General features: G+C 73.1%; 25 protein-coding genes. 14 read left to right on the top strand and 11 right to left on the bottom strand.

Annotated elements, in window-relative coordinates; translation table 11 throughout:
- The first annotated feature begins 40 nt into the window (after positions 1-40).
- Complete coding sequence (locus ABZ261_RS00590; RefSeq protein WP_356854363.1) at positions 41-1,603, top strand: IucA/IucC family protein; 1,563 nt, start codon at positions 41-43, stop codon at positions 1,601-1,603.
- Between the two features lie 232 nt (positions 1,604-1,835).
- On the opposite strand, the gene ABZ261_RS00585 is transcribed toward ABZ261_RS00590, so the two are convergent.
- Positions 1,836-3,032 (bottom strand): YbdK family carboxylate-amine ligase, encoded by a 1,197-nt coding sequence (locus tag ABZ261_RS00585; protein ID WP_356854362.1) that lies wholly within the window; start codon positions 3,030-3,032, stop codon positions 1,836-1,838.
- A gap of 293 nt (positions 3,033-3,325) precedes the next feature.
- Entirely contained in the window at positions 3,326-4,555 is a 1,230-nt protein-coding gene (locus ABZ261_RS00580) for a glycosyltransferase (protein ID WP_356854361.1), read from the bottom strand.
- A gap of 575 nt (positions 4,556-5,130) precedes the next feature.
- Here ABZ261_RS00580 and ABZ261_RS00575 point away from each other — a divergent pair.
- Both ABZ261_RS00575 and ABZ261_RS00570 read left to right on the top strand, forming a co-directional pair.
- Positions 5,131-5,496 (top strand): peptidase inhibitor family I36 protein, encoded by a 366-nt coding sequence (locus ABZ261_RS00575; RefSeq protein ID WP_356854360.1) that lies wholly within the window; start codon positions 5,131-5,133, stop codon positions 5,494-5,496.
- Between the two features lie 281 nt (positions 5,497-5,777).
- A complete protein-coding gene (locus ABZ261_RS00570) occupies positions 5,778-7,004 on the top strand; it encodes a cytochrome P450 (RefSeq protein ID WP_356854359.1) in 1,227 nt (408 codons plus the stop codon).
- Positions 7,005-7,135: 131 nt separating this feature from the next.
- Here ABZ261_RS00570 and ABZ261_RS00565 read toward each other — a convergent pair whose 3' ends face one another.
- The 7 genes from ABZ261_RS00565 to ABZ261_RS00535 form a co-directional block, all read right to left on the bottom strand.
- Complete coding sequence (locus tag ABZ261_RS00565) at positions 7,136-8,401, bottom strand: cytochrome P450 (RefSeq protein ID WP_356854358.1); 1,266 nt, start codon at positions 8,399-8,401, stop codon at positions 7,136-7,138.
- Complete coding sequence (locus tag ABZ261_RS00560) at positions 8,398-9,015, bottom strand: ATP/GTP-binding protein (RefSeq protein WP_356854357.1); 618 nt, start codon at positions 9,013-9,015, stop codon at positions 8,398-8,400. Before ABZ261_RS00560 ends, ABZ261_RS00565 begins: the two co-directional genes overlap by 4 nt.
- Positions 8,996-9,352 carry a DUF742 domain-containing protein gene (locus tag ABZ261_RS00555; protein WP_356854356.1) on the bottom strand — a complete coding sequence of 119 codons (357 nt, stop codon included), beginning with the start codon at positions 9,350-9,352 and terminating at the stop codon, positions 8,996-8,998. Before ABZ261_RS00555 ends, ABZ261_RS00560 begins: the two co-directional genes overlap by 20 nt.
- Entirely contained in the window at positions 9,349-9,768 is a 420-nt protein-coding gene (locus ABZ261_RS00550) for a roadblock/LC7 domain-containing protein (RefSeq protein WP_356854355.1), read from the bottom strand. The genes ABZ261_RS00555 and ABZ261_RS00550 overlap by 4 nt, the downstream gene beginning before the upstream one ends.
- Positions 9,769-9,894: 126 nt before the next feature.
- The gene (locus tag ABZ261_RS00545) at positions 9,895-11,613 is read right to left on the bottom strand and encodes an ATP-binding protein (protein WP_356854354.1); all 1,719 of its coding nucleotides are present in this window, start codon (positions 11,611-11,613) and stop codon (positions 9,895-9,897) included.
- 764 nt (positions 11,614-12,377) lie between these two features.
- On the bottom strand, positions 12,378-12,824 hold the full coding sequence (locus ABZ261_RS00540) for a hypothetical protein (RefSeq protein ID WP_356854353.1): 447 nt from the start codon (positions 12,822-12,824) through the stop codon (positions 12,378-12,380).
- Between the two features lie 115 nt (positions 12,825-12,939).
- Entirely contained in the window at positions 12,940-13,488 is a 549-nt protein-coding gene (locus tag ABZ261_RS00535; RefSeq protein ID WP_356854352.1) for a DUF2231 domain-containing protein, read from the bottom strand.
- A 122-nt stretch (positions 13,489-13,610) separates the two neighbouring features.
- Between ABZ261_RS00535 and ABZ261_RS00530 the strand changes: the two genes are divergently transcribed.
- The 3 genes from ABZ261_RS00530 to ABZ261_RS00520 all read left to right on the top strand — a co-directional run bounded on the left by ABZ261_RS00530 (position 13,611) and on the right by ABZ261_RS00520 (position 16,237).
- The gene (locus tag ABZ261_RS00530; protein WP_356854351.1) at positions 13,611-14,372 is read left to right on the top strand and encodes a transcriptional regulator; all 762 of its coding nucleotides are present in this window, start codon (positions 13,611-13,613) and stop codon (positions 14,370-14,372) included.
- Positions 14,373-14,562: 190 nt separating this feature from the next.
- Positions 14,563-15,132 carry a DoxX family membrane protein gene (locus ABZ261_RS00525; protein ID WP_356854350.1) on the top strand — a complete coding sequence of 190 codons (570 nt, stop codon included), beginning with the start codon at positions 14,563-14,565 and terminating at the stop codon, positions 15,130-15,132.
- Between the two features lie 181 nt (positions 15,133-15,313).
- Positions 15,314-16,237, top strand: coding sequence for a HipA family kinase (locus tag ABZ261_RS00520; protein ID WP_356854349.1), 924 nt, complete (start codon positions 15,314-15,316; stop codon positions 16,235-16,237).
- A 382-nt stretch (positions 16,238-16,619) separates the two neighbouring features.
- Here the strand turns inward: ABZ261_RS00520 and ABZ261_RS00515 are convergent, their stop codons facing one another.
- Positions 16,620-17,228, bottom strand: coding sequence for a nucleotidyltransferase family protein (locus ABZ261_RS00515; RefSeq protein WP_356854348.1), 609 nt, complete (start codon positions 17,226-17,228; stop codon positions 16,620-16,622).
- A gap of 143 nt (positions 17,229-17,371) precedes the next feature.
- Between ABZ261_RS00515 and ABZ261_RS00510 the strand changes: the two genes are divergently transcribed.
- Both ABZ261_RS00510 and ABZ261_RS00505 read left to right on the top strand, forming a co-directional pair.
- Positions 17,372-17,746: a DUF5955 family protein gene (locus tag ABZ261_RS00510; protein ID WP_356854347.1), complete on the top strand. Its 375-nt coding sequence runs from the start codon at positions 17,372-17,374 to the stop codon at positions 17,744-17,746.
- A 66-nt stretch (positions 17,747-17,812) separates the two neighbouring features.
- The gene (locus tag ABZ261_RS00505) at positions 17,813-18,439 is read left to right on the top strand and encodes a dihydrofolate reductase family protein (protein ID WP_356854346.1); all 627 of its coding nucleotides are present in this window, start codon (positions 17,813-17,815) and stop codon (positions 18,437-18,439) included.
- 158 nt (positions 18,440-18,597) lie between these two features.
- Here the strand turns inward: ABZ261_RS00505 and ABZ261_RS00500 are convergent, their stop codons facing one another.
- Positions 18,598-19,620: a Gfo/Idh/MocA family oxidoreductase gene (locus ABZ261_RS00500; RefSeq protein ID WP_356854345.1), complete on the bottom strand. Its 1,023-nt coding sequence runs from the start codon at positions 19,618-19,620 to the stop codon at positions 18,598-18,600.
- 130 nt (positions 19,621-19,750) lie between these two features.
- On the opposite strand from ABZ261_RS00500, the gene ABZ261_RS00495 reads away from it, so the two are divergent.
- The 6 genes from ABZ261_RS00495 to ABZ261_RS00470 all read left to right on the top strand — a co-directional run bounded on the left by ABZ261_RS00495 (position 19,751) and on the right by ABZ261_RS00470 (position 25,326).
- Complete coding sequence (locus tag ABZ261_RS00495) at positions 19,751-20,488, top strand: GntR family transcriptional regulator (protein ID WP_356854580.1); 738 nt, start codon at positions 19,751-19,753, stop codon at positions 20,486-20,488.
- Positions 20,489-20,695: 207 nt separating this feature from the next.
- The gene (locus tag ABZ261_RS00490) at positions 20,696-21,700 is read left to right on the top strand and encodes a sugar ABC transporter substrate-binding protein (RefSeq protein WP_356854344.1); all 1,005 of its coding nucleotides are present in this window, start codon (positions 20,696-20,698) and stop codon (positions 21,698-21,700) included.
- Positions 21,697-22,755: an ABC transporter permease gene (locus ABZ261_RS00485; protein ID WP_356854343.1), complete on the top strand. Its 1,059-nt coding sequence runs from the start codon at positions 21,697-21,699 to the stop codon at positions 22,753-22,755. Before ABZ261_RS00490 ends, ABZ261_RS00485 begins: the two co-directional genes overlap by 4 nt.
- Complete coding sequence (locus ABZ261_RS00480; RefSeq protein WP_356854342.1) at positions 22,752-23,612, top strand: ATP-binding cassette domain-containing protein; 861 nt, start codon at positions 22,752-22,754, stop codon at positions 23,610-23,612. The genes ABZ261_RS00485 and ABZ261_RS00480 overlap by 4 nt, the downstream gene beginning before the upstream one ends.
- A complete protein-coding gene (locus ABZ261_RS00475; RefSeq protein ID WP_356854341.1) occupies positions 23,609-24,748 on the top strand; it encodes an ROK family glucokinase in 1,140 nt (379 codons plus the stop codon). Before ABZ261_RS00480 ends, ABZ261_RS00475 begins: the two co-directional genes overlap by 4 nt.
- On the top strand, positions 24,745-25,326 hold the full coding sequence (locus ABZ261_RS00470) for a sugar kinase (protein ID WP_356854340.1): 582 nt from the start codon (positions 24,745-24,747) through the stop codon (positions 25,324-25,326). Before ABZ261_RS00475 ends, ABZ261_RS00470 begins: the two co-directional genes overlap by 4 nt.
- Positions 25,327-25,393 lie beyond the last annotated feature (67 nt).

Here is a 25,393-nt window from a genome sequence, read left to right as displayed (position 1 = left end):
GCCCGGCGCGCGGGGCGGCCGGGCCCTGCACGACGGACGAATGGAACGCGTGGACCACACACCCCCCACCGGCGAGGCCGGCCGCCGTGCCGACGCGTACGCGGCGGCGCCCCTGCTCAACTGCCTGCTGCGGGAGGTGGCCGAGCCGCTCCGGGACGCCGGGGACCGGCGGGTGCACCGGCTGCCGGGCGGACGGCTGCTGCGGGTGCGCGCCGGACGCCGCCCCGCGGACCCGGAGCTGTACACGGACGGTGCCTGGCGCCGCGTCGGCCACACGGAACTGGTCAAACTGGTCTCCGAGGAGCTGCGCCGGCACACCGGACTGCCCGGGGGCGACCTGCCCGCCGAGATGATCGACAGCCGGGACGCGATCGCCGCCCTGCTCACCGCCCGCGAGCGGGCCACCGCCCCCGCCGACCCGTACCTGCGCTCCGAGCAGTCCCTGCTCACCGGCCACCCCTACCACCCGGCCCCCAAGGCGCGCGGCGGCGGCCCCGTCGCGTCCTGGCTGCCGTACGCGCCCGAGGCGCACGCCCGGTTCCCGCTCGTGCTGCTCGGCGTCCGCGAGGACCAGGTGGCCGAGGAGGGCGACACCGGCGCCCTGGACGCCCTCGGCACGGCACCCCCCGGCTACCGGCTGCTGCCCGCCCACCCCTGGCAGCTCGACCTGGCCGCCCGCGACCTCGCGCCCGCCTTCGCCGACGGCCGCCTGCTGCGGCTCGGCACGACCGCGTTCGACGCCTGGCCCACGGCAGCGGTCCGCACGGTGTACGAGCCGCGGCGCGACCTGTTCCTGAAGTTCAGCCTGGACGTGCGCATCACCAACGACATCCGCCGGCTGTGGCGTCACGACCTGCGCGGACTGCGCCGCACCGACACCGCCGCCGGGCACGCCTTCGCGGCGATGGGACCGCCCGCGGCCTGGCTGAGCGACCGCGGCTACCGCACGGCCGCCTTCGCCTTCGAGGAACTGGCCGTACTCGTCCGCGACGGCCTGCGCGGCCACCTCCTGCCGGGCGCCACCCCGCTGCTCGCCGCGGGCCTGGCGGAGGGCTTCGACGGCAGCCCGCTGGCCGCCGCGGCCGACCCGGCCGGCTGGTGGGAGGCGTACCTGCGGCACGTCGTCCCGCCCGCCCTGACCGCGTTCCACGCGCACGGGGTCGTCCTGGAGGCCCACCTGCAGAACACCCTCGTCGCCGTGGACGCGTCCGGCACGCCCGTGCAGGCCCTGTTCCGGGACGCCGAGGGCGCCAAGCTGCTCACCGACGTCCCCCGCGCCGCCGGCTGGGAGCGCCTGGTGTACTGCCTGGTCGTCAACCACCTCACCGAGATCGCCGCGGCCCTCGCCGACCACCATCCCGGCCTCGACCCGTGGCCGGCCGCCCGCCGGGAACTCGCCCGGCACGACCTGCCCGAGATCCCCGCCCTGCTCTCCGCGCCCACCCTGCCCGGCAAGACCAACCTGCTGCTGCGCTGGACGGGGGCGGACGGCGCGGACGCCCGCTACCTGCCCCTGCCGAACCCGCTGGCCGGGGCAGGCACGGGCGGTCGGCTCCACCCCGGTCCGGCGGCCCCGTACCCGCACCCGTCCGGACCGGCGTGACGCGGGCCCACCAGCGTGACGCGGGCCCACCGGCAGCCTGCCTGCGCGGCCCGGTCCGGCGGGCACGCCGTGGCACACGGGGCTCCGGCGCGGGTGCGGTGAGGGATGCTGCCGGTCCGCCCGGAGCGGTCGGGCCGGGTGTGCGGGGCGTCGGCCCGCTGGGTGTCGGCGCACTGGGCGGCGGCCCGCTGGGTGTCGGCCCGCGCCCACGAACTCGCGTCCGGCGTTCCGGTCAGCCGAGCGGCCCGCCGGCCGCGGTGCTGTGCAGGAACGAGCGGGACGCGCCGCCACCGGCTCCGGGGGAGGCGGCCGGCCGGCGGGCGGCCGAGGCGGCGCGCCGCAGCGGCGTGCCGCGGGTCTCGGCGACCATGAGGTCGATGCTGGCGAGCAGGTCCTCCGCCGCGGCCGCCCGCCGCAGCCGATGGGCGGCGCTGCCGGCGGCCAGGGCCTCCTCCAGCAGCGTGTGCACCGTCGCCCAGTCCCCCGACGCCTCCAGCGCCGGGCGCAGCCGGTCCCGCATCCGGCGCAGCACCACGGGGGCCGGCTCGGGCCTGCGGGTCTCCGGATCCACCAGCGGGCCCTCCAGGCCGGAGCGGGCGGCGCGCCAGGCGGCGGCCCGCAGCCAGTCGTGGTGGCCGTCGCACTCGAGGCCGCCCTGGCGCTCCAGACGCTCGCACGCGTCGTGCACCAGCGCGCGGAACAGGCCGGCGACCAGCACCACGGTCTCCACGCGCGGGCAGGCGTCGCAGATGCGCAGTTCGAGGGTGCCCTGGTGAGCGGAGGGGCGTATGTCGTGATACATCATCCCGGCGTCGCTGATGGTGCCGGATGCGATGAGCGCGTCGACGGCGCGGTCGTACTCGTCGGCGCTCGCGTAGCAGCCGACCGGCCCTGCGGTGGGCCAGCGCTGCCAGAGCATGGTGCGCCAGCTGGCGTAGCCGGTGTCCTCACCCAGCCAGAACGGCGAACTGGCGGACAGGGCCAGCAGCGGCGGCAGCCACGGCGACACCAGGCACATGGCGCGGACGGCGGTGTCCCGGTCGGGCACGTCGACGTGCACCTGGGCGCTGCAGATGAGCTGCTCGTCGGCGACCCTGCGGTACTCGTCCACCATGTGCCGGTAGCGGGCGTCGGCGGTGACGTCCCGGGAGCCGACCCGGGCCAGCGGGACGGTGCCGGCCGCCACCACCGCCAGACCGAGCGAGGAGGCTGCCGCGTCCAGCCGGCGCCGGGCTCCCGCGAGGTCGGAGTACAGGCCGTCGAGGGTGTCGTGCACCTGGCTGTTGCTCTCCACCACCGACTGCTGCAGCTCGGTGGTGAACCCGGGTCTGTCCAGCCGGTCGAGCACGGCGCCGGCACTCGGCGACAGCCGCCCGCTCTCCACGTCGAGCACGTGAAATTCTTCCTCTGCGCCGATACGCGCCGTCACGGTGTCTCCCCTTGCGTGTTCTCCGAGCGGCCACCGCGCCCGCGGCCCCGGTGGCCGCGGCGAAGGCGTCCGCGCCTGTCGGATGCCCCGCGTCGCCCCGTACAAGCCCACCTGTCGCAACATGTGCCCCAGGCGTCTCAGATGAGCGGCTACGGAACGAACATCGGGACGCAGCCGGCCGAAGCTCTCCACGGGGGGAACGCGCTGGGGCGCCCCGTCCGCTCCGGCGGCTGTGTCCCGGCACCGGGGAGACCGTGACGATCTCGCCGTGAGCCTGCGCCGATGCCCCCCTCTCAGCGCCTTCCGGGCCCGCGGCCGGCCGTGTCGAGGAGCAGTTCCGCGGCCACCCTCGCCCCGTCGGTGCGGATCGTGCCCGCCACCGCCGCCGCCCGTGCGCGGGTCTGCGGTGTCAGGACCGTGGCGAGCGCGGCCGACAGGGAGTCGGTGGTCGGCGTCAGGCCCTCGTGCGCCGCGCCGATGCCCAGTTCGGTCACCCGCCTCGCCCAGTGCGGCTGGTCCGCGATCCGGGGGACCACCACCTGGGGCGCGCCGGCCAGGGCCGCCGTGGTCGTCGTACCCGCGCCGCCGTGGTGCACGACGGCGGCCACGCGGCGGAACAGGGCCTGCTGGTTGACCTCGCCGACGACGAAGCAGTCGTCGTTGTCGTCGACCGGGGCCAGGTTCGCCCAGCCGCGGGCGAGGAGGACCCGGCGGCCCTGCGCGCGGCTCGCTTCCGTGGCCACCCGGGCGATGTCCTGCGGGGCGTACGCGGCCATGCTGCCGAAGCCCACGTACACCGGCGGCTCGCCGGCGTCCAGGAACGCCTCCAGCTCCTTCGGCAGCGGCCGGTCGTCGGGCAGGATCCAGGCCCCGGTCTGCACGAGGTCGAGGTCCGTCATGCCCTGCGACGGGCACAGCGTCGGGTCCGCCGCCAGCCACGGCCGGTCGGTGAGCACGTGGTCGCGGACGTTGTCCACCGGCGGCAGGCCGATCGCCGCCCGGTGCTTGTTGAGCGCCTCGCCGTACAGCGCATTCACCCGCTGGGCGTCCTGCTCCCACAGCACCCGGATGTCGGTCTCGCCCTCCGGGGACGGCGTGCCCGGCCGCCTCCCCGGCGGGAAGCGCCGCGACGGCAGGCCCAGGGTGTGGAAGCACGCGAGCACGTAGGGGATGCCCAGTTTCTCGGCCACGTCCCGTGCGCCGGCCGGCATCAGGCCGGTCGCCAGCAGCACGTCGCATCCCTCGGCCGCCGCGGTGAGCGTCTCGAACCGCGCCGCGACCAGCTCGGGGGCAAGGCGGAACGCGTCCTCGGTCGTCGGAGGCCTCGTTCCGGCGACCACCGAGCGCACCGACGGGCCGAGCGGCACCAGCGGCACGCCGACCCGCTCCGACAGCACCGCGAACTCCTCGTCCGGAGGCGCGCACAGCCGCGCCTGCGCGCCGAGTTCCCGCAGCGCCGACGCCAGTCCCGCCAGCGGTTCGACATCTCCGCGCGATCCCCATGTCGTCATCAGCACACGCATATGGCAACTCCCGTTTCCGCAGGTCCTGGCTTGTGGCCGCCGATTCTGCGGTACGGACGGGGTCTTGCCGCAAGCCCCCCGGTGCGATATAAGTTGAGAGTGGCAAGGAGTGGCATTCTCCTTGCCTTCGGTTTTTTCCGGCCTCCGCTGCGGGCCGGCGCCCCCCTTCGTGAAGCGAGCCGCCCCGCCGCGTACGGCGGGGCGGCTCCGGCGCACTGTGGCAGCGGGTGCGCTCCGGCTGTGTTCGGGAATGCACCGCCGCGCTGCTGGAAAACGGCTGTCGATCGGGTGGTGCCCCGAGAAATGGCGCGTAGCGGGAGAGCGGCGACAGCCCTGCTCACGGCAGCGTCAACGACGAATTCAATTTCGCCCGAAGGGGTGAGAGTTACAGGGTTCTATAGCGCTGTTTCAGGACGGATTCCGCCGCAAGAACCACAGATGACGGCCCCTCGGTAAAGTTGCTGAAGGGCAGGAGGAGGCCCGGGCGCCCACGGCTCGGCGATCAACTGCCTCCGGCCCGGGAAACGCGCCGGAAATCACCGGCCGTCAATGGTCCGCCCCTGAGGAGTCCTGACGTGAAGGCAAGCAAATCCCTGCGCTCGGTCGTGGTCGCCGGCGTTGTGGCGGTGGCCGCACTGGGCACCGTCCGAAGCGCACAGGCGATCCCGAGCACCACGAATTCCACCTGCCCCTCCCGTGCGATCTGTCTGTGGACGGGTGTGGGCTACACCGGCGTGCAGTACGACTGGGCGGGGGGATACAAGGACCTCCCCGCGGCCTGGCGCGATCACTCGTATTCGTTCATCGCAAACCGGTCCGGCGCGTTCATCGACTGGAGCGGCGGCCAGAAAGTGTGCCGCACGGTCCACAAGGGCGACTATGCCACCCGCTACGACCGCGGTTTCGGGAAATCGATCGACGGCGTCGACAGCACGTGCTGAGTTCCGGTCGGGCGAGCCGGCCGCCAAGCCGCTGCCCGGCCTCCGGCCCCGCACCGGGCAGCCCTGGCGCGGCGCACAGGCGGGGCGGGCCGGCCCCGACCGCCGCGCAACCGGCTCCCCCCGAACCCCCGGCCGCGCGGCCCGCGCCCGCGACGGCTGGGTGGCCTCTGGCCGGTTCCTTCGTGCCCGCCCGCACATCTTCGGCCAGGATCGCACTGTTTGAGCCACCGAAAGATCAATAGTCTGGGCATGCAGACACCCCGTCGACCCAAGGGAGTTCCGTGTCCACCGCCCAGCAGGTGCCCGACATCCTCTCGCCCGAGTTCGCCGCCGACCCCTACCCCGCCTACGCGGTGATGCGGGAAAAAGAACCCCTGATCTGGCACGAAGCCACCAAGAGTTACATCATCTCCCGCTACGACGACGTCGAACGCGTCTTCAAGGACAGAGACGCGGAGTTCACGACCGACAACTACACCTGGCAGCTGGAGCCGGTGCACGGCAGAACGATCCTCCAGCTCAGCGGACGCGAGCACGCGGTGCGCCGCGCCCTGGTGGCGCCCGCCTTCCGGGGCAGGGACCTGCAGGAGAAGTTCCTGCCGGTCATCGAGCGCAACTCGCGCGAGCTGATAGACGCCTTCCGGCACTCCGGCTCCGCCGACATCGTCCGGGACTACACGACCCGCTTCCCGGTCAACGTCATCGCGGACATGCTGGGTCTGAACAAGGACGACCACGCCCGGTTCCACGGCTGGTACACGGCCGTCATCGCCTTCCTCGGCAACCTCGCGGGCGACCCCGAGGTGGCCGCCGCCGGGGAGCGCACCCGGGTGGAGTTCGCCGAGTACATGATCCCGATCATCCGCGAGCGGCGCGACAACCCGGGCGACGACCTGCTGTCGACGCTCTGCGCCGCCGAGGTCGACGGGGTGCGGATGAGCGACGAGGACATCAAGGCGTTCTGCAGCCTGCTGCTCGCCGCCGGCGGGGAGACCACCGACAAGGCGCTGGCGAGCATCCTCGCCAACCTGCTGCTGCACCCGGACCAGCTGGCGGCGGTCCGCGCGGACCGGAGCCTGATCCCCGCCGCGTTCGCCGAGACGCTGCGCTACACCCCACCGGTGCACATGATCATGCGGCAGTCGGCCACCGACGTGGAGGTCAGCGGCGGCACCATCCCGGCGGGAGCCACGGTGACCTGCCTCATCGGCGCCGCCAACCGGGACGAGCGCCGATTCCGCGACCCCGACACCTTCGACATCTTCCGTGACGACCTGAACACCACGTCGGCGTTCTCCGCCGCCGCCGGCCACCTCGCCTTCGCCCTCGGCCGGCACTTCTGCGTCGGCGCGCTGCTGGCCAAGGCGGAGGTGGAGATCGGGATGAACCAGTTGCTCGACGCCCTGCCGGACCTCCGGCTGGCCGACGGCTTCGACCCGGTCGAGCAGGGCGTGTTCACCCGCGGCCCGCAGTCGCTGCCCGTGCGCTTCACCCCGGCCGCCGGCTGAACACCCTCCCGCCGCCCCGGGTCTCCGCCCGGCCTGGGGAGCGTGCCCCCCGCCGCGCCCACACGGGACACGGCGGGGGAACGCCGTTGCAACGCCGCCGCAGCCGGGAGCGCGTCCCGGACGGGCGCCCCCTAGTGAACCGTGGGGGTGAACCGCACCGGCAGGGAGGTCAGACCGCGCATCCAGATGGACGGCCGCCAGGTCAGCTCCTCCGGCTCCACGCCCAGCACCAGGTCGGGCAGGTGCTCCATGAGCGTCTCCACCGCCGTACGCGCCATGACGTCCGCCAGGAGCGGCGCGGGGTAGGGGCAGCGGTGCTCCCCGTTGCTGAAGGACAGGTGCGCGGAGTTCTCGGCGCCGACATGCGACTCGGGCCAGATCTGCGGATCGGTGTTGGCCGCGGCCAGGCCCAGGATCAGGCAGTCGCCCTCCCGGATGAGCCGCCCGCCGAGCTGCGTGTCCCGCACCGCCCAGCGGCCGATGAAGTTCTGCGTCGGCGTGTCCAGCCAGAGGACCTCGTTCAGGGCCTCCCCGACACTGACCCGGCCGCCGGAGACGTTCACCGCGAAGCGCTCGTCGGTCAGCAGCAGCCGCAGGGTGTTGCAGATCCAGTTGGCGGTCGGCTGTTGCGCCGCCGCGATCACCGAGATCAGATCCTGCACCAGCTCCTCGTCGCTGAGGCCGGCCGGATCGAGCAGCATGCGGGAGGTGACGTCCGGGCCGGGACGCTCCCGCTTCTCCTTCACCAGCCGCATGATGCGCTCCCCGACGCGCATGTACGCCGCCACCGGGTCGTCGCCCTCGCCGGCGTCCAGGGAGATGCGCAGGTCGTCGACGAGCTGCTCGGTGTCCTCGCTGCCCTGCGGCATGCCGCACATCCACAGCACGGCACGGGCCGGCAGGGCGTGCGCGTACATGCTCATCAGTTCGGCCTCGCCGCTGCCGGAGAACGAGGCGATCAGCTGTTCGGCGATGAGCTGGCACTCACGGGTGAGCTCGAACTGGTCGACTCCCTCCAGCGCCTGCGTGATCACACCGGCGCGGCGCTGGTGCTCCGCCCCCTCGGTGAAGAGCACCGACGGCTGGTGGCCGACGAACGGCAGCAGCGGCCAGTCCGGCGGGATGTTCGGCCACTGGTTCCAGCGCCGGGAGTCCCGCGCGAACAGCTCGTCGTGGTTGGTCACGTAGCAGACCTCGGGATACCCGAGCACGAGCCAGGCGGGGATGTCGCCGTCGAGCAGCACCGGCGCGACGGACCCGTGTTCCCGGCGCAGCGTCCGGTACAGCTGCGAAGGCGTCTGCTGGTACTCCAGTCCGCCCAGCCGTACGGCGCCGGGGTGCGCGGGGCAGCCGGACGCAGGCAGGCCGGCGGACGGGGAGCCGGTGGTGTCGCTCACGGTGTCCTCTCCTGGATCAGTGCCAACGCGTAGAGGTGTTGCACGAGAGCGATGAGGACCTCCTTGGCGGACGACCTGATCCGCGCGTCGCAGTCGATCATGGGTACGTGTTCACCGAGGGCGAGGGCCTGGCGGATCTCCTCCAGGGAGAACCGGTTGTCGTCGTCGTCGAACCGGTTGACGGCCACCACGAACGGCGTCTTGTGATGCTCGAGCCGGTCGATCGCGTACCAGGAGTCCTCCATGCGGCGGGTGTCGACGAGGACGACCGCGCCCAGCGTGCCGGAGAACAGCCGGTCCCACAGGAACCAGAAGCGTTCCTGGCCCGGGGCGCCGAACAGGTACAGCACCATGTGCTGGTTCAGGCTGATGCGTCCGAAGTCGAACGCGACGGTGGTGGTGGCCTTGCGTTCCACCCCGGTCGTCTCGTCGACGCCCTGACCCGCCTGCGTCATCAGCTCTTCGGTGTTCAGCGGCCGGATCTCGCTGACCGAGCGCACCAGGGTGGTCTTGCCGACCCCGAATCCGCCCACGACGACGATCTTCAGGCCGGTCTCGGCGGCATCGGCCAGCGGCGTGCGCTGGAAAGGCAGCTCAGAGGTTGCGGAGCCCATATAGCACCTCCTGGAGCAGGGCGGTTTCGGGGAGGTCCGCGACGGACGCGGCCGCGCGGGGGTGACGAGCACTCACCTTGCCCATGGCATGGAGGTCGCTGAGGAGGATCCGGACGACGGTGATGGGCAGCTTCAGCTCGGCGGCGATCTCGACCAGCGCCGTCGGGTGCCGGCACATCTCGAGGATCCGCACGTGCTCCGACTGCATTCCCGCGGTGGGCTCGCACTCGCTGACGATCAGCGTCACCAGATCGAACGTGTCGTCGGCTTCGCTGCGCCCACCCGTGACGGTGTACAGCCGGTCGGGATCACCGACGTCCACGGGTTTGTGGATCACGCGGTGGCACCTCGGGTGGCGGCACTGCGCGGCTCGGCCCGCAGGTGCTCGCCGATCTGCTCGACCATCTCCGTCATCTGGTGGCCCACGACACCCGGGTCGGCGCTCTCCTCGGCGACGACCGCCAGATGGGCGCCCTGGCCGGCTTCCACGATGAACAGCAGGCCGCCGTGGAACTCGGTCATGGAGTGCCGGACACCGCCCGACCCGTCGCCGAACTCCACGGACGCGCCCTGTGCGAGCGCCTGGATGCCCGAGCAGATGGCCGCGAGCTGGTCGGCCTGGTCGAGCGTCATGTGCTCGGTCCAGCACAGTTTCAGGCCGTCCCTGGACAGGACGAGGGCGTGCCGCGTGCCCGGCGTGCGCTCCAGAAGGTTCGTCAAGAGCCAGGTGAGGCTGTTGTCAGTGGTCTCCATGGTGGGTGGGCCGGGCTGTGACCTTCGGCAGGTCACCCGGCCCGTTCCTCCAATCCAACGAGGTACGGCGAATCGGGTGCGGGGTGTGGCCGCGGTGCGGCCGTGAGGGGTGAGGGGGTGGGGGACCTAGTCTTCGCTTCCGGTCCCGGTCTCGGGCGCGGCACCGGTGGCACCACCGGCCTGCCGGCCGCGGTGGAAGGCGCCGAACCGGCTGCCGGCGTCACGTGCCGGACCCGGCTCCTGCCGGGCCGTCCGAGGCGGCTCGGCCGCCTGCTTCGGCCGGCTCCGCTCGGCCTCGGCCATGGTGCGGCCGGGGGCGCGGACGGGCAGTCCGTTGGGGGTGGCGGCATCGCGCCTGCGGGGAGCCTGCGCGGCGGGCGCCGCGTCGGCGGCCGGGGCCGCCTGGGGGCGCACGGGAACGGCGCGCTCCTCGACCGCGGGGGCGTGCGCGGCCGGGACCTCCGCGGCACGGCGGGGCTTGTCGCCGGCGAGCGCGTCGCGCTGCTGGGCGACGAGCTGGGGCGGGAGGAGCACGACGACGCCGGTGCCGCCGCGCGAGGAGGGCCGGTAGTTGACGCTGATGCCGTACTTGTCGGCGAGTCGCCCCACCACGGCCAGACCGAGCCGGGTGCCCTGCAGCGAGGCGAGGTCGGCGTACCTGCCCGACACGGAGTCCTTCGCCCGGCGCATGGCGGCGTCGGACATCTTCAGGCCGCTGTCCTCGATGGTGACGACGAGACCGGCGCTGCCCTCCTCGACGTACACGTGGACCTCGTCGATCGGCGGGGAGAAGTTCGCCGCGTTGTCCATGAGCTCGGCCAGCAGGTGCATCACACCCTCGGCCGCGAACCCCGCGATGGCGGCCCGGCTGGAGTTGTGCAGCCGCACCCGCCGGTAGGCGGCGATCCGGCCGACGGCACCGCGCAGGATGCTCTCCATCACGATCGGCTTGTTCCAGACCCGGCTGGAGCGGCCGCCCATCAGCAGCGCCAGCCGGTCGGTCAGCAGACCCAGCTGGGAGGTGCTGTGGTCCAGCCGCAACAGGTCACCGAAGACCTCCTGGCCGTGACGTTCCTGCATCTCCCGCAGCTCGGCGAGCATGCTGACGGTCTTGGCCTGGACCCGGCTGAGCGCCTTCGCGGAGGCGGCCTGGGCCGCGGAGGAACGGCGCTCGCTGTAGGCGAGTTCGCGCACGAAGTACTCGGCCGGGGCGCGCAGCAGCTGGTTGCGCGGCCAGTCGAAGGCGGCGAGGACCGTGTCGGCGGAGCTGCCCTCCCGCAGCATGGCCACCGCCGCGGGCAGCGTACGGCTGGTCAGCCGCTCCAGCTCCTCGGTCCCTGCCTTCAGATCACTGCGCGTGGCGTCGAGTTCGCTCTGCGCCGCGCCCGCCTGCCGCACCGCCTCGCTCACCTCGGTGGCGAAGACGTGCAGCGCCTGACGCAGGTACGGGTCGGAGGGGGAGCGCACGCCGGACAGGGCCTCGTCGGCGCCGGCACCGTTCTTCACCTGCCGCACCACGGCGGGAAGCGTGGTGTTGACCAGCTGAGCCGCCTCGACACCCTGCTGAGCCGCGTTGCTCCTGACCGTCTCCAGTTCCTCGCCGCGTGCCGCCGCCTGCCGGCGCGCACGGCGTATCAGCGTCGAGGCGCCGACGGTGACGGCGGCGAGGCAGACCCAGGCCACGGCCGCCGTGCCCAGAACCCATGAGCGGGCACTCGCGGGAGCGAGGACGGCCGCCGCTGCGGCGCCGAGGGCCGTCACGACCAGGAACACGGGGAAGAATGCCGGCGAGGAGCGTGCCCCGTTGGAGGATCGGCGCTGACGGGGTCGGGCAGGCACTGGCATTCCGCGTTCCCTCGGTCCGTGAGAGCAGGAGGTACATGGACGACTGAAGCATCGCCAAGAACCCGGAAGAGGGATGACCAGCTTCCAGTTCGAACACGTGGCTCATGCTAGCCACCGCGCCAGCCTGGACTGTCCCCGCAAGCACCGGAGTTGGGCGCGAAGTCTCACTTCGTCGAGAAAGCCCGGGCAGAGACGCTGTGTGGTGATCACACGATACTCCGTCAATTGCCGTAGGGATGAGCCGCACGGCAGTTCTCTCCCGGGTCAGGAGGTGACGCCGGTGAGGTCGGGGAACTCGCTGCGGGAGCGTGGGACGGCAGGCGAAGTGCTCGACGACGCGTGCCGGCCCGGACAGGCCGAGGATGCGGGCGCCGGGCGGGTGGCCGACGAGGGCGGTGCCGACGAACCGACGTGGGCGGTGCCGACGAACGGCAGCGGAGGGGGCTCGCAGACGGACCGGACGGGGATGCGGCGGGCAGGACGAGTTCGTCGTAGCCCTCGTCGTCGGGGAAGGTGGTCAGGTCGAAGGGGCGTGGGCTGAACAGTTCGGCACAGGCGCGGGCCGTCCGGCCCGGCGTGCCGCGCAGGCTCCCGGAGGCGGTGGAGACGCCGGGGGCGGTCAGGAACTGCCCGGCCGCGGTCTCAGCCGCGGCCGTATCGATCGCCTCCGGCTCATGGACGACCCGCGGAGCGGGCCGTGCTGGTATGTCCTCGGCGTCGGGCGCCGCTGTCCGGGCGGGGCGCGGTGGGAACGTCCGGTCATGTCAACCGCCCCCCAGGGCGGTCAGCAGGACCAGGGCCAGGGTGGCCACCGCGAGCACCCCGTGCGCCACGACCACCGCCACGGGGAAGTGCCGCTCGGCGGGGACGGCGGCTTCGGCTTCCGGGGCCGCGGCGGCGGCCGCCCCGGCCGTGGTGCGGTCGCGGTGGACGGGGATCCAGCGGGCCAGCATGACGAATCCCAGCAGGGCGACCGGCAGCAGCAGACCGAACGCGGTCCAGGCCAGGACGCTCCTGTCGGCCACGATGTAGACGATCCACACCACGAGTCCGACGGCGGCCGGCGCGAAGTGGCCGAAGACAGCGGGGGCGGGCAGGCGGCTGGTGCCGGACTGCTGCCGGCGGAGCCCGCCGCGCCGGATCCAGGTGGCGAGCAGGAAGAAGCCGCCGAGGGCGGTGAGCACCCAGGTGATCAGTGCGGCGACGGCCATGGGGAACTCCCTGGGGGACGGTGGGGACGGTGGGGGCGATGGGGACGGTCGGGCGGTGGGGCGGCGGCGGACGGAAGGGCCGGGCTGCCGTCCTGGAGGGGTGCCGAGGACCGGCTCACGCGGCGGAGCCGGCGCGCCTCGGGCTGTCGCCGGTCGTGTAACCCTCGGCCTGGGTCCTCTCGTCGGCGACACGGACGCCGTAGCGGTAGGCGAGCTTGCCGCCCAGGAACCCCGAGACACCCAGTACCGCCACGCTGATCGCGGACAGCACGAGCTTGCCGGCGCCCACGCCCGCGCCGCCGGTGGGGTCGGCGTGCCGCCACAGGAAGTTGGCGGCGTAGGCGGCGGTCACCAGCAGGTTCAGCGTCATGTGGACCAGGGCGGTGCGGAAGGCCGGGGTGGCCGCGGGGATCGCGAACAGGTCGAGGAATCCGATCGTGGCCGCGAGCAGGGCGCCGATCACACCGACCGCGATCAGCCACTGCGAGGACTGGGCGAGGAACCCCGGCCGGCGCACCGCATGAGAGGCGATGTCGAACACCAGGCTGGTCACCCAGGCGCCGATCGGCACGGTCACCAGGATCGGGTGGAACGGGTGGCCGTACGGGCCGGCGAGAGCGGCGCTGACCGGACGCTTGGCCTGCATCTGTGACTGCACAGCCATGACAACCTCCCAGTAGTTTCACCAACAAGTCTTGGTTCTATTCGGGGAGGGCGTCAAGAGCCCGCAGGTGATCGGTTCGCGAGGACACTTGTGCCCACACTCGTACGAGTTATCGTGGTCGTGTGGCTTCTGATTCCTCCTCGCGGGCCGACGCGGCGGACCGCGCCATCGACTCCGTCAGCGTCCTGAGCGAGGACTCACGGCGGCGGATGTTCCTCTTCATCCGCCGTGCCGGCCGCGCCGTCACCCGCGACGAGGCCGCTGCGAGCGTCGGGATATCCAGCAAGCTCGCCGCGTTCCACCTCGACAAGCTCGTCGACGCCGGCCTCCTGCACGCCCGCTACGAATCCCCCGGCGGGATCCGCAAGGTCGGCAGGCGCCCCAAGGTCTACGAGCCCACGGACGCGCAGATCACCGTCAACATCCCCGACCGGCGCCACGAGTTCCTGGCCGACCTCCTCCTGGACGCCGTCCTGACCGAGGGCGCCGACGAGAACGCCGCGCAGGCGGCGATGCGGACCGCCGAGCAGCGCGGCCGGCAGATGGGCGAGCGGACGCGGGACGAGATCCGCCCGGGCCGCCTGGGCCCCGAGCGCGGGCTGACCGCGTGCGAGCGCCTGCTGGACGAGTACGGCTACGAACCCGTCCGGGAAGCCCCCACCCGGCTCCGGCTGCGCAACTGCCCCTTCCACCCGCTGGCGGCCAAGGCCCCCGACCTCGTGTGCGGCATGAACCTGGCCTTCCTCTCCGGCTACCTGGACGGCCTCGGGGTCAACGGGGTGCGGGCCGTCCTGGCTCCCGAACCCGGGGAGTGCTGTGTGCGGCTGGGCCCGAGCGACCCGAGCGAGCCCGATCGTGATGACCGGACGGCTGAAGACCGCTGACGCGACGCCGAGCGCCTGCCCTCGCGGACCGCCCCGGCGCACGAGGCCGCCCCGCGGACGGATCGCGGATGGGGGGCGACGCCGCGACGCCGCGTGGGCTCCACTCCACCCATGACCGGTTGCTCGGCAGACACCCGGACCGAGCTGGGGGAGAACACCCGTCCCGGTACACCGACCGGAGAGTACCGCCATGTCGACCAAGCGCATCCTGAACCGTCCAGCTCTGTACACGGAACCGCCGGCGCGGCCCACCGCCCCCGCCCCCGCTGCTCCCGTCGCGACCGCCGCCGACGCCGGCCTGCTGCTGATCCGGCTGACCTTCGGCCTGCTGATGGCCGGCCATGGCGCCCAGAAGGTCTTCGGCCTGTTCGGGGGGCACGGCCTGGCGGCGACCGGCAAGGGGTTCGCGGCCCTGGGCTACCACCCGGGCAGGCTCTTCGCCGCGATCGGGGGACTGTCCGAGCTGCTCGGCGGCCTCGGTCTGGCCCTCGGACTGCTGACGCCGCTGGCGGCCGCCGCGCTGATCGGCGTCATGATCAACGCGATGGCCACCGTCACCGGCGCCCACGGCCTGTGGGAGGCGGACGGCGGCGTGGAATACAGCGTGTGCATCGCTGTCGTCGCGCTGGCCGTCGCCGCCATCGGCCCCGGCCGGCTGGCAGCCGACCGCTTCTTCCGCTGGGGCGGCGGCGGCTGGAAGCAGGCGGCTTTCGCCCTCGGCCTGGGCGGTGTCGCCGCCGCGCTCACGCTCGGCCTGTGACCACGCGGAGCGCGCCCGCCGGCTCCCGCTCCACGGGAGCCGGTGCCGGCTTCGGGCTTGATTACTATGCTCACTTCGTGCCGGAGGCCGGAAGCAAGTGCCCCGCCGCCGTCGACGGGCTGCTGGGAGGAGAGGAGGCGACCGTGCCAGTCAAGGTGCGCCGGCGACGGGACCTCACGGGATGCTGAGAGAGGTCGTCGCGACCCGCTACGTCGCGCCCCTGCGCTCCGGCGGCTCCGTCCCCGGTGTCGTGGAGGCCGACGACCTCGGCACGTACGTCGTGAAATTCACCGGCTCGGCGCAGGGGCACAAGGCGCTGGTCGCCGAGATCATCGTCGGGGAGCTCGCCCGCGCGCTCGGTCTGCGCTTCCCCGAACTGGTCCTCGTCCGCTTCGACCCCGCCGTCGCCGACGCCGAGCCGCACCAGGAGGTGCGCGACCTGCACCGGGCCAGCGCCGGCGTCAACCTCGGCATGGACTACCTGCCCGGCGCCCGGGACCTCACCCCCGAGATCGCGCGGGTCTTCCCGGTGGACCCGCTGGAGGCCGGACGGATCGTGTGGCTGGACGCGCTGACCGTCAACGTCGACCGCACGGTCCACAGCTCCAACCTGATGGTCTGGCCCACGCTGGGCACCGCGCCCCCGCGGCTGTGGCTCATCGACCACGGCGCCGCCCTCGTCTTCCACCACCGCTGGGACACCACGACCCCCGGCAAGAAGTACGACTTCCGGCACCACGCCCTCGGCCACTACGGCCCCGACGTGCGCGCCGCCGACGCCGAACTGGCTCCCCGCGTCACCGAGGAGCTGCTGCGCTCGATCGTCGCCGAGGTGCCGGACGCGTGGCTCGCCGCGGACGCCGGTCCGGCCGCGCCCGACGACGTCCGGGACGCCTACGTCGACTACCTCCTGGCCCGTGTGCGCCGCTCGTCCGAGTGGCTGCCCACCGACTTCCCGAGCCCCGAGGAACTCGCGGCCGAGGAGAGCGCCCGCGCGCAGCGGACGCAGGCGGCCCGCCCGGACTGGCTGAAGCGGGTCCCCGACCTGCACGGCAGGCCCGCGGCGGAACGGGACTGGTCGGTGCACCTGGAACGCGGCACATAGGGTGAACGGTCACCCCGGGGGGCGCCGTAGGCGGGGCTGCTCCCGGAGCCGGCGGCGGTGCAGCGGCGCGCACACCACCGCGTGACCCCCGGGAAGCCGGGCCGCCTCGGCGGCGATCCCTGCGGACCGGCTCGGGCGTGGCCTCGTCGCCGGTCTGGAACTCGACGCCCGCGTCGATCCACCGAGGTTCCACCGATGCAGCGGATGCCGCCCTGCACGGCGTCGGCCGGACCCGAGCGCCGTGTCCGTGCGGACCTCCTTCCGCCGGGGCAGGGGCTGCGCGTCGACGACGGTCTCCGGGGACGGCGCCGGTGCGACATGAGCGGTCACGTCCTTCCGCGGTGGCGCCGGAGTGCAGGCGGCGCGGACGGTGCGGCTCCGCTCACTCCAGGCGGCGAAGGTCGGCCTCGGTGTCGATGTCGTAGGGGTCGGCCACGTCCGCGCACTCCACGAGCCGGATCCCGGCCTCGTGCGCGGCCAGGTAGGCCCGCGCCCCGCGATCCCCGGTGGCGGTCCGCGCGACGCCCGCCCAGTGGGCCGCGCCGAACAGCACGGGATGCCCGCGCACCCCGTCGTAGGCGGCCGACACCAGCGATTCCTCGTCCTCGTACGCGGCGAGCACCCGGGCCACCGCGGCCGGTCCGACACCGGGCTGGTCGACCAGCGTCACCAGGGCCGCGCGTGCGCCCGTGCCGGCGAGCGAGGCCAGTCCCGCGCGCAGGGACGACCCCATGCCCTCGGCCCAGTCCGGGTTGCCGACGACGACGCAGCCGCTCAGCTCGGCCCGCCGCCCCACCTCGTCGGCCCGGGCCCCCAGCACCACATGGACCCGCCCGCACCCGGCGGCGCGCAGCACGCCGGCCGCGTGTTCGACCAGCGGCCGCCCCCGGTGCGTCAGCAGCGCCTTGGGCCGCCCGCCGAGCCGGGTGCCCCCGCCGGCGGCGAGCAGCAGCCCAGCGGCCTCCGCGCGCACAACGTGGTTGTCGGTCATGGATCCTGCATACCCGCCGACGGCGGAACCGGCCGCTTCCCCCACGCCGGATCCGTTGGGCTGAATTCCGGTCCGCGCTGTGGCGCCGCCGCGCGGGGAGGCGTTTACTGACCCGCGCACGACGGCGTGACAGGGGGGAGGCTGTGTTGCGGAGCTTGGGGCAGAGGCCGGTGACCGGCGGCGGCGAGGACCCGAGAGCAGTGGAGCTGAGGACCGCGGTGTCCCGGCTGCGCCGCGAACTGGCCGCCCTTCCGGCGGAGTTCCCCGACCGGGCGATAGCCGAGGACGAACTGGCGGCGCTGGCGGCGATGGCCGCGGGAGGCTCGCCCGAGATCCCGCGCCTGCGCCGCTCCCTGTTGCTGGTCGCCGCGGCGATCGGCTCGGTCAGCGCCCTGGCGCGGGGCCTGAGGGACGTCCGCGAGGCGGTGGACCTGTTCGGCGGGCCGACCCGGCCGGACGGAACGGCTCCCTTCACCGCGCAGCCGCCGGCCCCGGCGCACACGCCGGCCGACCGATGAGTTGCGGGCCCGCGCGGGGTCTGAGGTGATGACAGCAGATCCCGCACCCGGAAGAAGGCACCCGCCATGGGCAAGCTCGTCTCCACCGTCTTCGTCACCCTCGACGGCGTCCACCAGGCGCCCGGCGGCCCGCAGGAGGACACCCGCGACGGCTTCGCCCAGGGCGGCTGGAGCTTCCCGTACGGCGACGACGACTTCGGCGGCTTCGTCGACGAGGTCTTCGCCGGCGCCGGCGCGTTCCTGCTCGGGCGCCGGACGTACGACATCTTCGCCTCCTTCTGGCCGAAGGTCACCGACCCTGCCGACCCGGTCGCCTCGAAGCTGAACACCCTGCCGAAGTACGTCGTCTCCTCCACCCTCCAGGCGCCCGAGTGGTCCGGCACCACCGTCGTCGGCGGCGACCTCGCCGAGGAGATCGCGGCCCTCAAGGAGCGCACGGACGGCGACCTCCAGACGCACGGCAGCGGCGTCCTCGTCCGCACCCTGCTGGACCTGCGGCTCGTCGACACCCTGCACCTGCTGACCTTCCCGGTCGTCCTCGGCGCGGGCCGCCGACTGTTCACCGAGGGCACGGTCCCCACCCGTTTCCGGCACCGCGGCGGCCGCGTCACCGGCTCCGGCGTCTCCATCCAGACGTACGACGTCGCGGGCAGCCCCGAATACGGCTCGTTCGAGCTGCCCGACCAGGCCTGAACCCCGCGCCGCGCCGCACGGCCGGGTGCCCCTGGCCCCCGGCCGTGCGGCGGCCCGTCCGACGCCCGCGCTGACCCCGTGGCCGTCGGGGAAGCCGGGGCGCTGCACCGGGCCCACCCGCCGGCCGCTGCCCGTAGGTACGGGTCCCGCCCCGGTGCTCAGCCCGCCGCGGTCGCGCCACGGTCCGGGATCTCCGCCAGCGCCACCGGCCGGCGCTCCCGTCGGGAGCGTTCGCACGCCTCCGCGACGCGCAGTGCCTGCAGGGCCTCCCGGCCGTCGCAGGGGTTCGGCCGCTCACCGCGCACGACCTCCACGAAGGCGTTGAGCTCGGCCTCGTACGCGGGCCCGAACCGTTCCAGGAAACCGGTCCACGGCTTGTCCGCGGGCGGCGGCCCGGTCGGCTCCGTCGACGCGAGGGGCGTACGGTCGTCCAGGCCGACCACCACCGTGTCCCGTTCCCCGGCCAGCTCCATCCGGACGTCGTACCCGGCGCCGTTCAGCCGGGTGGCGGTCGCCGTGGCCAGGGTGCCGTCGTCCAGGGTGAGCAGTGCCGCCCCCGTGCCGACGTCACCGGTCTCCCGGAACACCCCGGGACCGCCGTCGGAGCCGGTGGCGTACACGTCGGCCACCTCGCGGCCGGTGACCCAGCGCAGCGCGTCGAAATCGTGGATCAGGGCGTCCCGGAACAGCCCGCCGGACAGCGCCAGCCACTGCGCCGGGGGAGGGGCCTGGTCGCAGCTCAGCGCCCGTACGGTGTGCAGGCGGCCGAGCCGGCCCGAGCGCACGGCCTCCCGGGCGCCGGCGTAGCCCGCGTCGAAGCGCCGCTGGAAACCCATCTGCAGGACCGTTCCCGCCGACTCCACCTCGGCCAGCGCCTGCAGCGTGCCCGGCAGGTCCAGGGCGATCGGCTTCTCGCAGAACACCGGCAGGCCCGAGCGGGCGGCCCGGCCGATCAGCTCGGCGTGCGCCGCCGTCGCCGTGGTGATCACCACCGCGTCCACACCCCAGGTGAAGATCTCGTCCACGCCCGGCGCCGCCGTCTCGCCCAGCCGGTACGCCAGTTCCTGCGCCCGCGCCGGATCCGTGTCCGTCAGGATCAGGGAGCCGACCTCACGGTGACGGCTGAGCGTCCTCGCGTGGAGGGTGCCGATCCGGCCCGTACCGATGATCCCGATGCGCATGGAAACAAAGTGAGGGCCGACCCCGTACCCTGTCAATGCGCATGTCAGGACAACCGGACTACACAACTTCCCGTCAACCGGCCACGGGGCTACGCTCTGGCCCGTGCCGAAACAAGACGTGGACCCGACCGTGTCGCTCGACCTCCGTGTGGACCGCAGCTCCCCGGTGCCGCTGTACTTCCAGCTCTCCCAGCAGCTGGAAGCCGCCATCGAGCAGGGCAGCCTGACGCCGGGCAGCCTGCTGGGCAACGAGATCGAACTGGCCGCCCGGCTCGGCCTGTCCCGGCCGACCGTCCGCCAGGCCATCCAGTCCCTCGTCGACAAGGGGCTTCTCGTCCGCCGCCGGGGCGTGGGCACGCAGGTCGTGCACAGTCAGGTCAAGCGCCCGCTCGAACTGAGCAGTCTCTACGACGATCTGGAGGCGGCCGGCCAGCGGCCCGCGACGAAGGTGCTGGTCAACACGGTCGTGCCGGCCTCCGCCGCGGTCGCGGCCGCGCTCGGCGTGCCCGAGGGCGGCGACGTCCAGCGCATCGAGCGGCTCCGGCTCGCGCACGGCGAACCGATGGCGTACCTGATCAACCACCTGCCGCCGGGCCTGCTCGACCTGGACACCGGCCGGCTGGAGGAGACGGGGCTGTACCGGCTGATGCGCGCCGCCGGGATCACCCTGCACAGCGCCCGCCAGTCCATCGGCGCCCGCGGTGCCACGGCCACCGAGGGCGAGCGGCTCGCCGAGGCGGAGGGCGCCCCGCTGCTCACCATGCAGCGCACCACGTTCGACGACACCGGCCGCCCGGTCGAGTTCGGCGACCACGCCTACCGCCCCAGCCGGTACTCCTTCGAGTTCCAGCTGCTCGTACGGCCCTGACGGCGGGCGACGTTCGTCGCAATGTCCGGACATGGTGACCGGCGAGCGGTCCCCGGTCGTGTCATGGGTGTTCCCCGTGTTCGATACTGAGGCGTTTGGGGCCGGTGAGACCGCCGCGGCGAAACGCCGCAGCGTGATCGCCCGCCCCTCACGCACGTCGGAGCAGCGGCAAGCACACCAAGAGCACGGCAAGAAGGGCACGGCCTCGTGGCACGGTTTCGGACCTGGGTAGGCACAGCGCTGGCAGCGGCACTCTGTGTGTCGCTGGCGGCGTGCAGCAGCACCGGAGGCAAGCGGGCGGAGGACGCACGCAAGGCCGCCGCCGCCCAGGGCAGGGCGGCGGTGAACACCCCGCGCTGGACCTTCGCGATGATCACCCACTCGGGGGACGGCGACACGTTCTGGGACATCGTGCAGAGCGGCGCCGAGCAGGCCGCCCGCAAGGACAACATCACCTTCCTGTACTCGCACGACGACGAGGCGCAGCAGCAGGCGCAACTGGTCGACGCGGCCGTCGACAAGAAGGTCGACGGCATCATCGTCACCCTCGCCAAGCCGGACGCCCTGAAGGCCGCCGTGGCCCGCGCCGAGAAGGCGGGCATCCCGGTGATCACGGTGAACTCCGGCTCCGAGCGGTCCAAGGCCTTCGGGGCCCTCACCCACATCGGCCAGGACGAGACCGTCGCCGGCGAGGCCGTCGGCGAGGAACTGAACGAGCGCGGGAAGAAGAAGGCCCTGTGCGTGCTGCACGAGCAGGGCAACGTCGGCCACGAACAGCGCTGCGACGGCGTCGCCAAGACCTTCCGCGGCACGCTGCGCAAGGTGTACGTCAACGGCACGAACATGCCGGACGTGCAGTCCGCCGTCGAGGCCAAGCTCCAGGCCGACCGGTCCGTCGACTCCGTCGTCACCCTCGGCGCCCCCTACGCCGACGCCGCCGTGAAGGCGCGCAAGGACGCGGGCAGCAAGGCCGAGATCGACACCTTCGACCTCAACGCCAAGGTCGCCGCCTCGCTCAGGGACGGCACCCTCGGCTTCGCCGTGGACCAGCAGCCGTACCTCCAGGGCTACCAGGCCGTCGACCTGCTGTGGCTGTACAAGTACAACGGCGACGTGCTCGGCGGCGGCAAGCCGGTCCTGACCGGACCGCAGATCGTCACCAAGGCTCAGGCGTCCGCGCTGGCGGCGTACACCGAGCGGGGCACCCGATGACCGCCACCGCGGACCGCACCGGCGGCGCGACGGCGACGGCCGACGAGCGCACCCTGCGCACCTCCCCGCTGCGGGGGCTGCTCGCCCGCCCGGAACTCGGCTCGGTCGTCGGCGCCCTCGCCGTCTTCGTCTTCTTCGCCTTCGCCGCCGACGGCTTCCTGCGCCCCGCCAGCCTCAGCACGGTCCTCTACGCCTCCTCGACCATCGGGATCATGGCCGTACCCGTGGCCCTGCTGATGATCGGCGGCGAGTTCGACCTGTCGGCGGGCGTGCTGGTGACGTCGTCCGCGCTGATCTCCTCGATGTTCAGCTACCAGATGACGGCGAACACCTGGGTCGGCGTCGGCGTGTCCCTGCTGGTCACCCTCGCCGTCGGCGCCCTCAACGGCTATGTGCTGACCCGCACCGGGCTGCCCAGCTTCATCGTCACGCTGGGCACCTTCCTGATGCTGACCGGCATGAACCTCGGCTTCACCAAGCTGATCGACGGCACGGTCTCCACCAAGACCATCGCCGACATGGAGGGCTTCCCGAGCGCCCGTGCCGTCTTCGCCTCGACCTTCACCGTGGGCGGCGTCGACGTGAAGGTCACCGTCCTGTGGTGGCTCGCGCTGGTCGCCGCCGGCTCCTGGATCCTGCTGCGCACCCGCGCCGGCAACTGGATCTTCGCCGTCGGCGGCAACCAGGACGCGGCCCGCGCGGTCGGCGTCCCGGTCGCCAGGACCAAGATCGGCCTCTACACGGGGGTGGCCTTCGGCGCCTGGATCTCCGGCCAGCACCTGCTCTTCTCCTTCGACGCCGTCCAGTCCGGCGAAGGCGTCGGCAACGAGCTGATCTACATCATCGCGGCCGTCATCGGCGGCTGCCTGATCACCGGCGGCTACGGCAGCGCGGTCGGCTCTGCCGTCGGCGCGCTCCTGTTCGGCATGACCAGCAAGGGCATCGTCTACGCCGAATGGAACCCCGACTGGTTCAAGTTCTTCCTCGGAGCGATGCTGCTCCTCGCGACCCTGCTCAACGCCTGGGTCCGCAAGCGCGCGGAGGCCACGACATGACCGGGACCGAACCCGTGACCCGCACGCCCGTGGTGGAGCTGTCGGACGCCGGCAAGCACTACGGCAACGTTCGCGCCCTGGAGGGCGTCTCCCTGGAGGTCCACGCGGGCGAGATCACCTGCGTCCTCGGCGACAACGGAGCGGGCAAGTCGACGCTGATCAAGATCATCGCGGGTCTGCACCAGCACGATTCCGGCACCCTGCGCATCGACGGCGAGGAAACCCGCCTCACCTCGCCGCGCGAGGCCCTGGACCGGGGCATCGCGACGGTCTACCAGGACCTGGCCGTCGTGCCGCTCATGCCGGTCTGGCGCAACTTCTTCCTCGGCTCCGAGCCCCGCAAGGGCGTCGGCCCCTTCCGGCGCATGGACATCGACCTCATGCGCCGCACCACCCGCGAGGCCCTGCTCCGCATGGGCATCGACCTGCGGGACGTCGACCAGCCGATCGGCACCCTGTCCGGGGGCGAGCGCCAGTGCGTGGCGATCGCCCGCGCGGTCCACTTCGGCGCCAAGGTGCTCGTCCTGGACGAGCCGACGGCCGCACTGGGTGTGAAGCAGTCAGGTGTGGTCCTCAAATATGTGGCCGCGGCACGCGACGAGGGCCTGGGCGTCGTACTGATCACCCACAACCCGCATCACGCCTACCTGGTGGGCGACCGTTTCGTGCTGCTCAGGCGCGGCACGATGGTGGGCAACCACACACGCGACGAGATCACCCTGGACGAGCTCACCAAGCAGATGGCGGGCGGAGCCGACCTGGACGCCCTCGTCCACGAGCTGCGGCGCACCCCTGCCCGCCCCGCACCGGGGGGCACCGCACCAGGGGGCACGGTGAGGCAGAATCGAGGCCGATGAGCACCTACCGCGACCTCACGGCCCCCATCGGCTCCCGCCGGGCCCCCGTCCTGCGAACGGTCGGTACCCGGGAACGCCGGTCACACCTGACCGCCCCGCGCGTCCCCACCGTCGGCATCGACATCGGCGGCACCAAGGTCATGGCGGGCGTCGTGGACGCCGACGGCAACATCCTGGAGAAGCTCCGCACGGAGACCCCGGACAAGTCCAAGAGCCCCAAGGTCGTCGAGGACACCATCGTCGAGCTGGTGCTGGACCTGTCCGACCGGCACGACGTGCACGCGGTCGGCATCGGCGCCGCCGGCTGGGTCGACGCCGACCGCAACCGCGTCCTGTTCGCGCCCCACCTGTCCTGGCGCAACGAGCCGCTGCGCGACCGCCTCGCCGGCCGGCTCTCCGTGCCCGTCCTCGTGGACAACGACGCCAACACCGCCGCCTGGGCCGAGTGGCGCTTCGGCGCCGGCCGCGGCGAGGACCACCTGGTCATGATCACCCTCGGAACCGGCATCGGCGGGGCCATCCTGGAGGACGGCCAGGTCAAACGCGGCAAGTACGGCGTCGCCGGGGAGTTCGGCCACATGCAGGTCGTCCCCGGCGGACACCGCTGCCCGTGCGGCAACCGCGGCTGCTGGGAGCAGTACAGCTCCGGCAACGCGCTCGTCCGCGAGGCGCGCGAGCTGGCCGCCGCCGACTCCCCGGTCGCCTACGGCATCATCGAGCACGTCAAGGGCAACATCGGCGACATCACCGGCCCCATGATCACCGAGCTGGCCCGCGAGGGCGACGCGATGTGCGTGGAACTGCTCCAGGACATCGGCCAGTGGCTCGGCGTCGGCATCGCCAACCTCGCCGCCGCCCTCGACCCCTCCTGCTTCGTGATCGGCGGCGGCGTCTCGGCCGCCGACGACCTGCTCATCGGCCCCGCCCGCGACGCCTTCAAGCGGCACCTCACCGGCCGCGGCTACCGCCCCGAGGCCCGCATCACCCGCGCCCAGCTCGGCCCCGAGGCCGGCATGGTCGGCGCCGCCGACCTGGCCCGGCTGGTCGCCCGCCGGTTCCGCCGGGCCAAGCGGCGCCGGGTGGAGCGCCACGAGCGCTACGAGCGCTACGCCCGCCGGGTACGGGACACGGCATGACCGCGTCGCTGCCCCGCCAGGCGACCCCGCCGGACGAGCCGCGCCCGCCCGCGGAGGACCCCCGCCACAGGGCCAGACGCAGGGCGCTCACCCTGCTGATCATCGTCCTGCTGATCGGCGTGCCGGCCGGCTACCTGGTGATCTCCGCGAACCAGAGCCGCGACAGCGGCAAGGACAAGGAGGCGAAGTACTCGGCGACCGGCCTCACGCCGGGCTGGCCGTCGAAGGTGCAGCGCCGCCTCTACCAGGTGACCGTCCCGCACCCCGCCGACGACCTCGCCTACTACGAGACGAACAACTGGAAGACCAGCCGCCTCTACGTGCAGTTCCGCACCAACCCCGCCGGCCTCGACAGTTTCCTGCAGGCCATGGGAGCGCGCCGGGAACAGCTCAAGAAGGACGACATCGCCATCGGCGAGCGCGACCGCAAGGTCAGCGGCTGGGCCTTCACCGGCCCCGGCCCCTGGTGGGGCCTCACCCACCGGCAGAAGAACCCGGCGCCCACCCAGGACGTGGTCGTCGACCTCGCCGACCCCGAGCAGCCGATGGTGTTCGTCGTCTCCCGCACGATCCCGTAGGCGGCGCCCCCGCCGTCCACCGCACGGCCCGTGGAGCAGCTGGTCCGCACGGGTCGCCCGCACGTCC

Origin of the sequence: Streptomyces sp. NPDC006193, from assembly GCF_040613915.1 — a bacterium.
In the GTDB taxonomy this organism is placed as follows: domain Bacteria; phylum Actinomycetota; class Actinomycetes; order Streptomycetales; family Streptomycetaceae; genus Streptomyces.
This window is presented reverse-complemented; position numbering and strand designations above follow the sequence as displayed.